Source organism: Frigoribacterium sp. AC512, assembly GCF_979258295.1.
The window spans coordinates 2,710,217-2,723,217 of the sequence record NZ_OZ409850.1 but is presented as its reverse complement, the minus strand read 5'-3'; the positions used below and the strand labels follow the sequence as shown (position 1 = coordinate 2,723,217).

Below are 13,001 nucleotides of genomic sequence, written 5' to 3'. Positions count from 1 at the left end.
GCACGGCGCAGCACCGGCCGAGAGCAGAGCGCAACCAAGGAGAACCAGTGCCAACCATCCAGCAGCTGGTCCGCAAGGGACGCACGCCGAAGGTCGTCAAGACCAAGGCCCCCGCCCTGCGGTCCAACCCCCAGCAGCGTGGCGTGTGCACCCGCGTGTACACCACCACCCCCAAGAAGCCGAACTCCGCGCTCCGCAAGGTCGCCCGTGTGAAGCTCTCCAACGGCACCGAGGTCACCGCCTACATCCCCGGCGAGGGCCACAACCTGCAGGAGCACTCGATGGTGCTCGTGCGCGGCGGTCGTGTGAAGGACCTCCCCGGCGTGCGCTACAAGATCGTCCGTGGCGCACTCGACACCCAGGCCGTGAAGAACCGCAAGCAGGCTCGTAGCCTCTACGGTGCGAAGAAGGACAAGAAGTAATGCCTCGTAAAGGACCCGCGCCCAAGCGCCCCGTCGTCGCCGACCCGGTCTACGGTGCGCCGATCGTCAGCCAGCTCGTCAACAAGATCCTCCTCGACGGCAAGAAGGGCCTCGCCGAGCGCATCGTCTACGGTGCTCTCGCCGGCGTCTCCGCCAAGAACGACCAGGATGCCGTCGTCACGCTGAAGAAGGCGCTCGACAACGTGCGCCCGACCCTCGAGGTGCGTTCGCGCCGCGTCGGCGGCTCGACCTACCAGGTCCCCGTCGAGGTCAAGCCGCACCGCGCGAACACGCTCGCGCTCCGCTGGCTCACCACCTACGCCAAGGCTCGTCGCGAGAAGACGATGACCGAGCGCCTCATGAACGAGATCCTCGACGCCTCCAACGGCCTCGGCGCCGCTGTCAAGCGCCGTGAGGACACTCACAAGATGGCCGAGGCGAACAAGGCCTTCGCGCACTACCGCTGGTAACAGCCACGGAGGCGCGGTGTGCGCACGACGTGCACCGCGCCTCCTCGGCTCCCGCTTTCCCCACCTACCCCTTCGGAGGAACCTGTGGCACAGGACGTGCTCACCGACCTGAACAAGGTCCGCAACATCGGCATCATGGCGCACATCGATGCTGGCAAGACGACGACGACCGAGCGCATCCTGTACTACACCGGCATCACCCACAAGATCGGTGAGGTCCACGACGGTGCGGCCACGATGGACTGGATGGCGCAGGAGCAGGAGCGCGGCATCACGATCACGTCCGCCGCGACGACGTGCTTCTGGAACAAGAACCAGATCAACATCATCGACACCCCCGGCCACGTCGACTTCACGGTCGAGGTCGAGCGTTCGCTCCGCGTGCTCGACGGCGCGGTCGCCGTCTTCGACGGCAAGGAGGGCGTCGAGCCCCAGTCCGAGACCGTCTGGCGTCAGGCCGACAAGTACGACGTGCCCCGCATCTGCTTCGTCAACAAGATGGACAAGCTCGGCGCCGACTTCTACTTCACGGTCGACACGATCATCAACCGCCTGGGCGCCAAGCCCCTCGTCATGCAGCTCCCGATCGGTTCGGAGTCCTCGTTCGAGGGCGTCGTCGACCTGGTCGAGATGCGTGCGCTGACGTGGCGCGGCGACTCCAAGGGAGACGTCGAGCTGGGTGCGAAGTACGAGATCGAGGAGATCCCGGACGACCTCAAGGAGAAGGCCGCGGAGTACCGCGCCAAGCTCCTCGAGACGGTCGCCGAGTCGGACGACGCGCTGCTCGAGAAGTACTTCGGCGGCGAAGAGCTGACGATCGCCGAGATCAAGGGCGCCGTCCGCAAGATGACGGTCAACAGCGAGCTGTACCCGATCTTCTGTGGTTCCGCGTTCAAGAACCGCGGCGTCCAGCCGATGCTCGACGCGGTCATCGACTACCTCCCCTCGCCGCTCGACGTGCCCCCCATGGAGGGCCACGACGTCCGCGACGCCGAGAAGGTCATCATCCGCAAGCCCGAGTCGACGGAGCCGTTCTCGGCCCTCGCCTTCAAGGTCGCGGTGCACCCCTTCTTCGGTCGCCTCACCTACGTCCGCGTGTACTCCGGCTCGATCGAGTCGGGTGCCCAGGTCATCAACTCGACCAAGGACAAGAAGGAGCGCATCGGCAAGATCTTCCAGATGCACTCCAACAAGGAGAACCCGGTCGACAGCGTCACCGCCGGCCACATCTACGCGGTCATCGGCCTGAAGTTCACCACCACCGGTGACACGCTGTGCGACCCGTCCGAGCAGATCGTGCTCGAGTCGATGACGTTCCCCGAGCCCGTCATCGAGGTCGCCATCGAGCCCAAGACGAAGGCCGACCAGGAGAAGCTCTCGCTGGCCATCCAGAAGCTCGCCGAAGAGGACCCGACGTTCCGCGTCGAGCTCAACGTCGAGACCGGCCAGACGGTCATCAAGGGCATGGGCGAGCTCCACCTCGACATCCTCGTCGACCGCATGAAGCGCGAGTTCAACGTCGAGGCGAACGTCGGCAAGCCCCAGGTGGCCTACCGCGAGACGCTCAAGAAGGGCATCGAGCGCTACGACTACACCCACAAGAAGCAGACCGGTGGGTCGGGCCAGTTCGCCAAGATCCAGATCGCCCTGGAGCCTTACGAGGTCACGGCCGAGTCGACCTACGAGTTCGTCAACAAGGTCACCGGCGGCCGCGTCCCGCGGGAGTACATCCCCTCGGTCGACGCCGGCATCCAGGACGCCATGCAGGTCGGAGTCCTCGCGGGCTACCCGACGGTGGGCGTCCGGGCGCTGCTCCTCGACGGCGCGGCGCACGACGTCGACTCGTCGGAGATGGCCTTCAAGATCGCTGGGTCGATCGCCTACAAAGAGGCGGCTCGCAAGGCCCAGCCCGTTCTCCTCGAGCCGCTCATGGCGGTCGAGGTGCGTACGCCCGAGGAGTACATGGGCGACGTCATCGGCGACCTCAGCTCGCGACGCGGGCAGATCTCGTCGATGGAAGACGCCAGTGGTGTGAAGGTCGTTCGGGCCAGCGTGCCGCTGTCGGAGATGTTCGGCTACGTCGGAGACCTGCGGTCGAAGACCTCGGGTCGTGCCGTCTACTCGATGACGTTCGAGTCGTACCAGGAAGTCCCCTCGGCCGTCGCCGAGGAGATCATCCAGAAGAACAAGGGCGAATAGTCCCGAATCTCGCGGCCGTTCCTCGACCGCGTAACATGTACACACACCAATCCGCAGTGTCCGGTAGGCCGGGTCATCGACCCGGCCCCCGGCCCCACTGCAACCGAGTCCTGAGGAGGACCCACAGTGGCTAAGGCCAAGTTCGAGCGGACCAAGCCGCACGTCAACATCGGAACCATCGGTCACGTCGACCACGGCAAGACCACGCTCACCGCGGCGATCACCAAGGTCCTGCACGACAAGTACCCGACCCTCAACGAGGCGTCGGCCTTCGACCAGATCGACAACGCGCCCGAAGAGAAGCAGCGCGGCATCACGATCAACATCTCGCACGTCGAGTACCAGACGGAGAAGCGTCACTACGCTCACGTCGACGCTCCCGGTCACGCCGACTACATCAAGAACATGATCACCGGCGCGGCTCAGATGGACGGCGCGATCCTCGTGGTCGCCGCCACCGACGGTCCGATGCCCCAGACGCGTGAGCACGTCCTGCTCGCCCGCCAGGTCGGCGTGCCCTACATCGTCGTGGCCCTCAACAAGTCCGACATGGTCGACGACGAGGAGATCCTCGAGCTCGTCGAGATCGAGGTGCGCGAGCTCCTCTCCAGCCAGGACTTCGACGGCGACAACGCCCCCGTCGTTCAGGTCTCCGCTCTCAAGGCCCTCGAGGGCGACGAGAAGTGGGCCGCCACGGTCGCCGACCTGATGGACCAGGTCGACGAGAACGTCCCCGAGCCCGTCCGTGCCACGGACCAGCCCTTCCTCATGCCCGTCGAGGACGTCTTCACGATCACCGGTCGTGGAACCGTCATCACCGGTCGTGTCGAGCGCGGCATCCTGAAGCCGAACGACGAGGTCGAGATCGTCGGCATCAAGGAGAAGTCGTCCAAGACGACCGTCACCGCCATCGAGATGTTCCGCAAGACCCTCGACGACGCGCGCGCCGGGGAGAACGTCGGACTCCTCCTCCGCGGCACCAAGCGCGAGGACGTCGAGCGCGGCCAGGTCGTGGTCAAGCCCGGCTCGATCACGCCCCACACCGAGTTCGAGGCGAACGTCTACATCCTCTCGAAGGACGAGGGCGGCCGTCACAACCCGTTCTACGCGAACTACCGCCCGCAGTTCTACTTCCGCACCACCGACGTCACGGGTGTCATCACGCTGCCCGAGGGCACCGAGATGGTCATGCCCGGCGACACGACTGAGATCACCGTCCAGCTGATCCAGCCCATCGCCATGGAAGAGGGCCTGCGCTTCGCCATCCGCGAGGGTGGCCGCACGGTCGGTGCCGGCACGGTCGTCAAGATCATCAAGTAGCACCAGCCGCACCAGCACCACCAGCACCACCTGAACACCCGAGAGGGGTCGGGCCCGGAAGGGCTCGGCCCCTCTCGTCGTGTCCCGGGGAGGAACGAAAGCGTGCGTCGATCGCTCTTTCGCGGCAGAGTGGTCGCGAGCCGGAGACGCCGGCCAGAGGAGGCGAACCATGGCAGGCTTCGACGACATCACCAAGAAGGCCCAGCAGTTCCTGAAGGACGGCAAGGTCCAGGACGCCCTGAAGAGCGAGAAGGCCGAGGGCGTCAGCGACAAGATCCTCGACGCCGTCGCCGGTGCTGCCGACAAGGCAACCGGGGGCAAGCACAGCGACAAGATCGCCCAGGCGAAGGAGCAGGCCGACAAGAGGATCGGCGACCAGTAGCCCCGTCGATGTGCGACGCCTCGTTCCCTCGGGACGGGGCGTCGCCTGTACCCCGGCCCACCGCGGACCAGGCCCACGGTGGTTCGATCGACGGATGCCGCGCCTCCGAAGGACGAACTCGAGCTCCCCGGGCCTCACCCGTGTCCCGAGCGGCGCCGGTTTCTCGTACCGTCACGCGGACGGCTCCACCGTGACCGATCCTGAGCTCCGTGAGCGGTGCGAGCACCTCGGCATCCCGCCTGCCTGGACGGACGTCTGGATCGCCCCCTACGCCAACGGGCACATCCAGGCGACGGGCGTCGACGGCGCCGGGCGGCGCCAGTACATCTACCACCCGACCTGGCGTGAGCAGAAGGACCGTCTCAAGTTCGACCGCGCCCTCGCCCTGGCCGAGTCCCTCCCCGCGGCGCGACGCCTCGTGACCCGCGACCTGCGCCTCGACGAGCCGGTGCGCGACCGAGCCCTCGCCGCAGCGTTCCGCATGCTCGACACCGGCTCCCTCCGGGTCGGGTCGGAGCGGTACGCCGAGCAGCACGGCAGCCACGGCCTCTCCACGTTGCTGTGCGCTCACGCCAAGGTGTCCGGCGACGTGGTCTCGCTCGCCTTCCCGGGCAAGAGCGGCCAGGACTGGGACTCCCAGATCCGCGACCCCGACCTCGCGACGGTGGTGCGCGGGTACAAGCAGCGCGGCGGACGGTCGCGGCTGCTCGCCTGGCGTCCCGAGGCGGGCTCGCCCTGGCGACCCCTGCACGCCTCCGAGATCAACGAGTACGTGAAGCTCCGCGCCGGGGACGACTTCACGGCCAAGGACTTCCGCACCCTGCACGGCACGGTCGCCGCCGCGGTCAGCCTCGCGAGGACGGGCCCGCAGGCGGGAGCCGGCAAGCGCAAGGCTGCGGTGTCGCAGGCCATGCGCGACGCGGCCGACGTCCTCGGCAACACCCCGTCCGTCGCCCGCTCGTCGTACGTCGACCCCCGTCTCGTCGACGCCTACCTGCACGGCGAGACCATCGATCCCGGCCGCCTGGGGTCGGCCGAGTCCGAGGTGCGGTCGCTGCTCTTCCGCTGACCCGGGGACGAGGAGGCGCCCCGCCGTCCCACGGGCGGTCGCGAGCGGGTGGCCCCATGACGTACCGTAGAGGGTTGCGTCCGTTCGAGTCGGGCGCTCGAGAGGACCAACTGCAGTGACTGACGAGTGCATCCACGGTTTCGAGCGAGAGCTGTGCGACATCTGCGCACCGCGCAAGCGGGAGCCCCTGCTCGACGCTGACGGGCAGGCACGGACGCTGGTCACCAAGCGCCGCGCGCCCTCGCGCAAGCCCGAGTCGCTGCGCAGCACGCCGGCCCTGGCCCGTGACTCCGCCGCCGTGGCCGTGGCGGCGCAGTCCGCCGCTCGCGTCGCGCCCGCGTTCGAGGCGCAGCGCGTCTACCACTGGACCCACGTGAGCAACCTGCCGGCCGTGTTCGCCGCCGGCGAGCTCGTCCCCGCCGCCGAGGCGGCCCCCGTCCTCGACGTGAGCTCCGAGGCGACGCGTGCCCTCCGCGCCTCCGTGACGACCGCCTCCGGTGCCGCCGTGGCCGCGCACGTGCCCTTCTCCCTCTCGCCGCACGCCTCCGCGTGGGAGGTCCTCCGCTCGGGCGCCGAGGGCTACGAGTGGTCCGACGCCGCCCGCAGCGCCAAGGCCACCGACTTCGTCATGCTCGTCGTGCCCGTGACCGCGCTGGAGGACGACTTCGTCGTCACCGAGCGCGACGCCGCCGTGCAGGGGGTCCGCTCGGCGGCCGGCGTCGACGCCGCCTCCTCGATGGTGCGCCGCTTCTCGCTCGCCGACCCCGACCTGCTCGAGCCCGAGGTGCTCGTCCCGCACGCCGTCCCGCTCGACTCCGTGATGCTGATCGGCGTCCCGAACGACAAGATGCGCGACCGGGTCAAGCAGCTGCTGGTCGAGGCCGGGGGCGCGGCCCCTCGCGTGGCGGTCTACCCGCCGTGGTTCCGCCCCGCCGAGACGGCCTGAGGCGGCCTGAAGATGAGTCGAGGGGGCCCGTACGGCCCCCTCGAGAACGCGGCCGACATCCGCGACACGCCCGGGTTGCAGCTTGTGCCCAGGTGTGGCAAAATCGTCTAGTTCAACATTCCGAGCTCGCCGTGCGCGAGTGCCGGATCACTGCCAGGCAGTGCACAGACGCAAGACGTCTGGGCCGCGGGTAGCAGGACACATCTCACACAGGAACACCGCCAGGGCCGAGCTCTGAGCGACGGTGGACACGATGATGACCTCCCCGAGGTCCTCTCGCGCGGAACCCGTCGAACGGCCGCCCGCATCGTTCCCGAGATGGCTTGACACCAGAACAGCGGTACGCGAGGGCGACAGCCCTCGGAGATCGTGTAGAGCCAGATGTTCGCCCAGCGAACAGCGTCAGGCGGCCCCCGAGGTGCGCGACGTCCGAACGAGAGAGAGTCACACATGGCGGGACAGAAGATCCGCATCCGGCTGAAGTCGTACGACCACGAGGTCATCGACACCTCCGCGCGAAAGATCGTCGACACGGTCACCCGCGCGGGCGCCACGGTGGTCGGCCCCGTGCCGCTGCCGACCGAGAAGAACGTGGTCGTCGTGATCCGTTCGCCCCACAAGTACAAGGACTCGCGCGAGCACTTCGAGAAGCGCACGCACAAGCGCCTCATCGACATCGTCGACCCGACGCCCAAGGCAGTCGACTCGCTCATGCGCCTCGACCTCCCGGCCGACGTCAACATCGAGATCAAGCTCTAGGGGAGGCGACCATGACCATCAGCAGCACCAAGAACGTCAAGGGCCTCCTGGGCAAGAAGCTCGGCATGACCCAGGTCTGGGACGAGAACAACAAGCTCGTCCCCGTCACCGTCGTGGAGATCGCTCCCAACGTCGTGACCCAGATCCGCTCGCTCGAGAAGGACGGCTACAGCGCCGTCCAGATCGCCGCCGGCCCCATCGACCCCCGCAAGTCGAACAAGCCCGCCACGGGCCACTTCGACGCCGCGGGCGTCACGCCCCGCCGCCACCTCACCGAGGTCCGCACCGCCGACGCCGCCGAGTACGCACTCGGCCAGGAGCTCACGGCCGCGACCTTCGAGGCCGGCCAGAAGGTCGACGTCGTCGGCACCTCCAAGGGCAAGGGCTTCGCCGGTGTCATGAAGCGTCACAACTTCAAGGGCGTCAGCGCCTCGCACGGTGCGCACCGCAACCACCGCAAGCCCGGCTCGATCGGTGCTTCGTCGACCCCCAGCCGTGTCTTCAAGGGCATGCGCATGGCCGGTCGCATGGGTGGGGACCGCGTCACCATCCTCAACCTCACGGTGCACGCCGTCGACGCCGAGAAGGGTCTGCTGCTCGTCAAGGGCGCCGTCCCCGGCGCTCGTGGCCGCATCGTCTTCGTCCGCACCGCCGTGAAGGGGAAGTAGCTCATGGCCACCATCAACGCAACGGCCACCTCGGTGGACGTCCTCGACGCCAAGGGCGTGAAGACCAGCACGGTCGAGCTGCCCGGCGAGATCTTCGACGTCGTCACGAACGTGCCGCTCATCCACCAGGTCGTCGTCGCCCAGCAGGCTGCCGCTCGCCAGGGCACGCACAAGACCAAGCGTCGCGGCGAGGTCTCCGGCGCCGGTCGCAAGCCGTTCAAGCAGAAGGGCACCGGCCGCGCTCGTCAGGGCTCGATCCGGGCTCCCCAGATGACCGGCGGTGGCATCGTCCACGGTCCGCAGCCGCGTGACTACTCGCAGCGCACCCCCAAGAAGATGATCGCCGCCGCTCTGCTCGGCGCTCTGTCCGACCGTGCCCGCGGTGCTCGCGTCCACGTCGTCGAGAGCTTCGTCGCCGACACGGTGTCGACCAAGGTCGCACTCGAGCTGCTGTCGACGATCTCGTCGAGCAAGCACGTCCTGGTCGTCATCGACCGCGACGACGCGCTCACCCGCAAGAGCGTCAACAACGTGCCCACGGTCCACGTGATCACGTTCGACCAGCTCAACGCCTACGACGTCCTCGTCAGCGACGACATCGTCTTCACGAAGAGCGCCTTCGACGGCTTCGTCGCCTCGAAGAGCAAGAAGGAGGCCACCGCATGAGCGGCTACGGCAAGGACCCCCGCGACGTCATCATCGCGCCCGTCGTCTCCGAGAAGAGCTACTCCCTGATCGATCAGGGCAAGTACACCTTCATCGTCGACCCGCGGTCGAACAAGACCGAGATCAAGCTCGCGATCGAGAAGATCTTCGACGTCAAGGTCGACAGCATCAACACGTTGAACCGCGTCGGCAAGACCCGTCGCACCCGCTTCGGCACCGGCAAGCGCAAGGACACCAAGCGCGCCATCGTGACGCTCAAGTCGGGCTCCATCGACATCTTCACGGCTGTCGGCTAGGGCCCGGAGGGAAAACAAAATGGCTATTCGTAAGTACAAGCCCACGACTCCTGGTCGTCGCGGTTCGTCGGTCGCCGACTTCGCGGAGATCACGCGTTCCACCCCCGAGAAGTCGCTGCTCCGTCCGCTCTCCAAGAGCGGCGGCCGCAACAACGCCGGTCGGATCACGACGCGTCACATCGGTGGTGGCCACAAGCGCCAGTACCGCGTGATCGACTTCCGTCGCAACGACAAGGACGGCGTCAACGCCAAGGTCGCTCACATCGAGTACGACCCCAACCGCACGGCGCGCATCGCGCTCCTGCACTTCGTCGACGGCTCGAAGCGCTACATCATCGCGCCGAACAAGCTGTCGCAGGGCGACATCGTCGAGTCGGGTCCCGGCGCCGACATCAAGCCCGGCAACAACCTGCCGCTCAAGAACATCCCGGTCGGAACCATCATCCACGCGATCGAGCTCAAGCCCGGCGGCGGCGCGAAGATGGCCCGCTCGGCGGGTGCCTCGGTGCGTCTCGTCGCCAAGGACGGCCCCTACGCGCAGCTCCGCCTGCCGTCGGGCGAGGTCCGCAACGTCGACGCACGCTGCCGCGCCACCATCGGCGAGGTCGGCAACGCCGAGCAGTCGAACATCAACTGGGGCAAGGCCGGCCGCATGCGCTGGAAGGGCGTCCGCCCGACCGTCCGTGGTGTCGCCATGAACCCCGTCGACCACCCGCACGGTGGTGGTGAGGGCAAGACCTCCGGTGGACGCCACCCGGTCAGCCCGTGGGGCCAGAAAGAAGGCCGCACGCGCCACCCCAACAAGGAGAGCGACAAGCTCATCGTCCGCCGTCGTAACGCTGGCAAGAAGCGTAAGTAGGAGTTGTAGAAGATGCCACGCAGTCTTCAGAAGGGCCCCTTCGTCGATGACCACCTGCTTCGCAAGGTCGTCACGCAGAACGAGGCCAACACCAAGAACGTCATCAAGACCTGGTCGCGCCGTTCGATGATCGTCCCCAACATGCTGGGACACACCATCGCCGTGCACGACGGGCGCAAGCACATCCCCGTGTTCGTGACCGAGAGCATGATCGGCCACAAGCTCGGCGAGTTCGCGCCCACCCGCACCTTCCGCGGCCACGTGAAGGACGACAAGAAGGGTCGTCGCCGCTAACGCGGCGACGTAAGGAGGAGAGAAATGGTGGAGTCGATCGCACGCGTGCGTCACATCCGCGTCACCCCCATGAAGGCCCGTCGCGTCGTCAACCTGATCCGCGGCAAGCAGGCCCTCGAGGCCCTGGCCATCCTGAAGTTCGCGCCCCAGGGCGCCAGCGAGCCCGTCTACAAGCTCGTCGCGTCGGCCATGGCCAACGCACGTGTCAAGGCGGACAAGGACAACAGCTACCTGGACGAGCAGGACCTCTACGTGAGCCGTGCATTCGTCGACCAGGGCGCGACCCTCAAGCGGTTCCAGCCGCGTGCCCAGGGGCGTGCCTTCCAGATCCTGAAGCGCACCAGCCACATCACGATCGTCCTCGCGACGCCGGATGAGGTCGAGGCTGCCGCTGCTACGAAGAAGGCGAGCAAGTAATGGGCCAGAAAGTCAACCCGTACGGCTTCCGTCTGGGCATCACCACCGACCACGTGTCGCGGTGGTTCACCGACAGCACCAAGGCCGGTCAGCGCTACAGCGACTACGTCGCCGAGGACATCAAGATCCGCACGCTGCTCAAGACCTCGCTCGACCGCGCCGGCGTGGCCAAGATCGAGATCGAGCGCACCCGTGACCGCGTCCGCGTCGACATCCACACGGCCCGTCCGGGCATCGTGATCGGGCGTCGCGGCGCCGAGGCCGAGCGCATCCGCGGCGACCTCGAGAAGCTCACGAGCAAGCAGATCCAGCTGAACATCCTCGAGGTCAAGAACCCCGAGGCCGAGGCTCAGCTCGTCGCGCAGGGCATCGCCGAGCAGCTCGCTGCTCGTGTGGCGTTCCGTCGTGCGATGCGCAAGGGCCTCCAGGGCGCCCAGCGCGCCGGCGCCAAGGGCGTCCGGATCCAGGTCTCGGGTCGCCTCGGCGGCGCCGAGATGAGCCGCTCGGAGTTCTACCGCGAGGGCCGCGTGCCCCTGCACACCCTCCGCGCCAACATCGACTACGGCTTCTACGAGGCCAAGACCACCTTCGGTCGCATCGGTGTCAAGGTCTGGATCTACAAGGGCGACATCACCAACAAGGAGCTCGCGCGCGAGCAGGCGAACCAGAAGTCGTCTCGCCCCGAGCGCCGCAACGACCGTGACGGTGCACGTCGCGGGGGCAGCGACCGCGCCCCCCGCGAGCAGAAGGCACCCGCCACCACAGGAGCTGAGGCGTAACCATGCTTATCCCCCGTCGTGTCAAGCACCGCAAGCAGCACCACCCCGGCCGTAGCGGCCAGGCCACTGGTGGCACCAAGGTCAGCTTCGGTGAGTACGGCATCCAGGCACTCACGCCCGCTTACGTGACCAACCGTCAGATCGAGTCCGCTCGTATCGCCATGACGCGTCACATCAAGCGTGGCGGCAAGGTCTGGATCAACATCTACCCCGACCGTCCCCTCACGAAGAAGCCCGCCGAGACCCGCATGGGTTCCGGCAAGGGCTCGCCCGAGTGGTGGGTCGCCAACGTCAAGCCGGGTCGCGTGCTCTTCGAGCTCAGCGGCGTCAGCGAGGAGATCGCCAAGGAGGCGCTCACTCGTGCAATCCACAAGCTGCCCCTCAAGGCACGCATCATCAAGCGCGAGGAGGGCGACGCATAATGGCGATCGGTTCCAAGGAGCTCCGTCCTGTCGAGCTCGACACATTCGAAGACGAGCGTCTCGTCGACGAGCTGAAGAAGGCCAAGGAAGAGCTGTTCAACCTGCGCTTCCAGTCGGCCACCGGCCAGCTCGAGAACCACGGCCGCGTGCGCGCCGTGAAGCGCGACATCGCTCGCATCTACACGGTCCTGCGTGAGCGCGAGCTCGGCATCCGTGCCACCCCCGCCCCGGTCGAGGCCGCCCCCAAGGCGACCAAGAAGTCGACCAAGAAGGCTGCCGCCGCCGACGAGGCGCCCGCCGCCGACACCGTCGAGACTGCCGAGGAGAAGTAATGGCCACCGAGAACAAGACCGAGGTCGACTCGGCAGCCGTCGAGGTCCGCGGCTACCGCAAGACCCGTCGCGGCTACGTGACCAGCGACAAGATGGACAAGACCATCGTCGTCGAGGTCGAGGACCGCGTGAAGCACCCCCTGTACGGCAAGGTCATCCGCCGCACCTCCAAGGTGAAGGTCCACGACGAGGCCAACGCGGCCGGCGTCGGCGACCTCGTCGTGATCAGCGAGACCCGTCCGCTCAGCGCCACCAAGCGCTGGCGCCTGGTCGAGATCCTCGAGAGGGCGAAGTAGGCCTCGCGGTCTGCTCGCGTAGAAGGAGACAGAAGTGATTCAGCAGGAATCCCGCCTCAAGATCGCCGACAACACCGGCGCCAAGGAGATCCTCACCATCCGCGTCCTCGGTGGCTCCGGCCGTCGTTACGCCGGACTCGGTGACGTGATCGTGGCGACCGTCAAGGACGCGATCCCCGGCGGCAACGTCAAGAAGGGTGACGTCGTCAAGGCCGTCATCGTTCGCACCAAGAAGGAGGTCCGTCGTCCGGACGGCTCCTACATCAAGTTCGACGAGAACGCCGCAGTGATCCTGAAGGCCGATGGCGACCCCCGTGGCACGCGCATCTTCGGACCGGTCGGTCGCGAGCTTCGCGACAAGAAGTTCATGAAGATCATCTCGCTGGCGCCGGAGGTTATCTAAGT

19 protein-coding genes are annotated in these 13,001 nt (G+C 67.2%); all 19 read left to right on the top strand.

The window, feature by feature from the left end; translation table 11 throughout:
* The first annotated feature begins 47 nt into the window (after nucleotides 1-47).
* The 19 genes from rpsL to rplN all read left to right on the top strand — a co-directional run bounded on the left by rpsL (nucleotide 48) and on the right by rplN (nucleotide 12,999).
* Nucleotides 48-422 (top strand): 30S ribosomal protein S12, encoded by a 375-nt coding sequence (rpsL, locus tag ACZZ97_RS12570; protein WP_043593380.1) that lies wholly within the window; start codon nucleotides 48-50, stop codon nucleotides 420-422.
* Nucleotides 422-892: a 30S ribosomal protein S7 gene (gene rpsG, locus ACZZ97_RS12565; RefSeq protein ID WP_123547680.1), complete on the top strand. Its 471-nt coding sequence runs from the start codon at nucleotides 422-424 to the stop codon at nucleotides 890-892. Before rpsL ends, rpsG begins: the two co-directional genes overlap by 1 nt.
* An 84-nt stretch (nucleotides 893-976) precedes the next feature.
* Nucleotides 977-3,091 carry an elongation factor G gene (fusA, locus tag ACZZ97_RS12560; protein ID WP_314104269.1) on the top strand — a complete coding sequence of 705 codons (2,115 nt, stop codon included), beginning with the start codon at nucleotides 977-979 and terminating at the stop codon, nucleotides 3,089-3,091.
* Between the two features lie 126 nt (nucleotides 3,092-3,217).
* Nucleotides 3,218-4,411 (top strand): elongation factor Tu, encoded by a 1,194-nt coding sequence (gene tuf / locus ACZZ97_RS12555; protein ID WP_209561712.1) that lies wholly within the window; start codon nucleotides 3,218-3,220, stop codon nucleotides 4,409-4,411.
* 169 nt (nucleotides 4,412-4,580) lie between these two features.
* Entirely contained in the window at nucleotides 4,581-4,793 is a 213-nt protein-coding gene (locus ACZZ97_RS12550) for an Rv0909 family putative TA system antitoxin (RefSeq protein ID WP_314101689.1), read from the top strand.
* A gap of 94 nt (nucleotides 4,794-4,887) precedes the next feature.
* Complete coding sequence (locus ACZZ97_RS12545; RefSeq protein WP_314101687.1) at nucleotides 4,888-5,862, top strand: DNA topoisomerase IB; 975 nt, start codon at nucleotides 4,888-4,890, stop codon at nucleotides 5,860-5,862.
* 115 nt (nucleotides 5,863-5,977) lie between these two features.
* Nucleotides 5,978-6,808: a DarT ssDNA thymidine ADP-ribosyltransferase family protein gene (locus tag ACZZ97_RS12540; RefSeq protein ID WP_314101685.1), complete on the top strand. Its 831-nt coding sequence runs from the start codon at nucleotides 5,978-5,980 to the stop codon at nucleotides 6,806-6,808.
* A gap of 450 nt (nucleotides 6,809-7,258) precedes the next feature.
* Nucleotides 7,259-7,567, top strand: a complete 309-nt coding sequence (gene rpsJ, locus ACZZ97_RS12535) for a 30S ribosomal protein S10 (RefSeq protein ID WP_043593369.1) — start codon at nucleotides 7,259-7,261, stop codon at nucleotides 7,565-7,567.
* A gap of 17 nt (nucleotides 7,568-7,584) precedes the next feature.
* Entirely contained in the window at nucleotides 7,585-8,235 is a 651-nt protein-coding gene (rplC, locus tag ACZZ97_RS12530; protein ID WP_191330343.1) for a 50S ribosomal protein L3, read from the top strand.
* Nucleotides 8,236-8,238: 3 nt separating this feature from the next.
* The gene (rplD, locus tag ACZZ97_RS12525; protein WP_123547686.1) at nucleotides 8,239-8,901 is read left to right on the top strand and encodes a 50S ribosomal protein L4; all 663 of its coding nucleotides are present in this window, start codon (nucleotides 8,239-8,241) and stop codon (nucleotides 8,899-8,901) included.
* On the top strand, nucleotides 8,898-9,197 hold the full coding sequence (rplW, locus tag ACZZ97_RS12520) for a 50S ribosomal protein L23 (protein WP_123547687.1): 300 nt from the start codon (nucleotides 8,898-8,900) through the stop codon (nucleotides 9,195-9,197). Before rplD ends, rplW begins: the two co-directional genes overlap by 4 nt.
* Before the next feature lie 19 nt (nucleotides 9,198-9,216).
* A complete protein-coding gene (gene rplB / locus ACZZ97_RS12515) occupies nucleotides 9,217-10,056 on the top strand; it encodes a 50S ribosomal protein L2 (protein WP_123547688.1) in 840 nt (279 codons plus the stop codon).
* A gap of 12 nt (nucleotides 10,057-10,068) precedes the next feature.
* A complete protein-coding gene (gene rpsS, locus ACZZ97_RS12510) occupies nucleotides 10,069-10,350 on the top strand; it encodes a 30S ribosomal protein S19 (protein ID WP_463473355.1) in 282 nt (93 codons plus the stop codon).
* Nucleotides 10,351-10,374: 24 nt separating this feature from the next.
* Entirely contained in the window at nucleotides 10,375-10,767 is a 393-nt protein-coding gene (rplV, locus tag ACZZ97_RS12505; protein WP_123547690.1) for a 50S ribosomal protein L22, read from the top strand.
* Complete coding sequence (gene rpsC / locus ACZZ97_RS12500; protein ID WP_123547691.1) at nucleotides 10,767-11,546, top strand: 30S ribosomal protein S3; 780 nt, start codon at nucleotides 10,767-10,769, stop codon at nucleotides 11,544-11,546. The genes rplV and rpsC overlap by 1 nt, the downstream gene beginning before the upstream one ends.
* A gap of 2 nt (nucleotides 11,547-11,548) precedes the next feature.
* On the top strand, nucleotides 11,549-11,968 hold the full coding sequence (gene rplP, locus ACZZ97_RS12495) for a 50S ribosomal protein L16 (protein WP_043593355.1): 420 nt from the start codon (nucleotides 11,549-11,551) through the stop codon (nucleotides 11,966-11,968).
* The gene (gene rpmC / locus ACZZ97_RS12490; RefSeq protein WP_123547692.1) at nucleotides 11,968-12,300 is read left to right on the top strand and encodes a 50S ribosomal protein L29; all 333 of its coding nucleotides are present in this window, start codon (nucleotides 11,968-11,970) and stop codon (nucleotides 12,298-12,300) included. The genes rplP and rpmC overlap by 1 nt, the downstream gene beginning before the upstream one ends.
* On the top strand, nucleotides 12,300-12,596 hold the full coding sequence (gene rpsQ / locus ACZZ97_RS12485) for a 30S ribosomal protein S17 (RefSeq protein WP_133738229.1): 297 nt from the start codon (nucleotides 12,300-12,302) through the stop codon (nucleotides 12,594-12,596). The genes rpmC and rpsQ overlap by 1 nt, the downstream gene beginning before the upstream one ends.
* A 34-nt stretch (nucleotides 12,597-12,630) precedes the next feature.
* Nucleotides 12,631-12,999: a 50S ribosomal protein L14 gene (gene rplN / locus ACZZ97_RS12480; protein ID WP_043593350.1), complete on the top strand. Its 369-nt coding sequence runs from the start codon at nucleotides 12,631-12,633 to the stop codon at nucleotides 12,997-12,999.
* Nucleotides 13,000-13,001: the final 2 nt, after the last annotated feature.

Bases quoted from the DNA above. Each gene is read 5' to 3' on its own strand.
- rpsQ (WP_133738229.1), top strand. From the start codon at position 12,300: ATGGCCACCGAGAACAAGACCGAGGTCGACTCGGCAGCCGTCGAGGTC.
- rplD (WP_123547686.1), top strand. From the start codon at position 8,239: ATGGCCACCATCAACGCAACGGCCACCTCGGTGGACGTCCTCGACGCC.
- ACZZ97_RS12545 (WP_314101687.1), top strand. From the start codon at position 4,888: ATGCCGCGCCTCCGAAGGACGAACTCGAGCTCCCCGGGCCTCACCCGT.
- rplB (WP_123547688.1), top strand. From the start codon at position 9,217: ATGGCTATTCGTAAGTACAAGCCCACGACTCCTGGTCGTCGCGGTTCG.
- rpsS (WP_463473355.1), top strand. From the start codon at position 10,069: ATGCCACGCAGTCTTCAGAAGGGCCCCTTCGTCGATGACCACCTGCTT.
- rpsC (WP_123547691.1), top strand. From the start codon at position 10,767: ATGGGCCAGAAAGTCAACCCGTACGGCTTCCGTCTGGGCATCACCACC.
- rplP (WP_043593355.1), top strand. From the start codon at position 11,549: ATGCTTATCCCCCGTCGTGTCAAGCACCGCAAGCAGCACCACCCCGGC.
- ACZZ97_RS12550 (WP_314101689.1), top strand. From the start codon at position 4,581: ATGGCAGGCTTCGACGACATCACCAAGAAGGCCCAGCAGTTCCTGAAG.
- rpsG (WP_123547680.1), top strand. From the start codon at position 422: ATGCCTCGTAAAGGACCCGCGCCCAAGCGCCCCGTCGTCGCCGACCCG.
- rplV (WP_123547690.1), top strand. From the start codon at position 10,375: ATGGTGGAGTCGATCGCACGCGTGCGTCACATCCGCGTCACCCCCATG.
- rpsJ (WP_043593369.1), top strand. From the start codon at position 7,259: ATGGCGGGACAGAAGATCCGCATCCGGCTGAAGTCGTACGACCACGAG.
- rpmC (WP_123547692.1), top strand. From the start codon at position 11,968: ATGGCGATCGGTTCCAAGGAGCTCCGTCCTGTCGAGCTCGACACATTC.
- rplW (WP_123547687.1), top strand. From the start codon at position 8,898: ATGAGCGGCTACGGCAAGGACCCCCGCGACGTCATCATCGCGCCCGTC.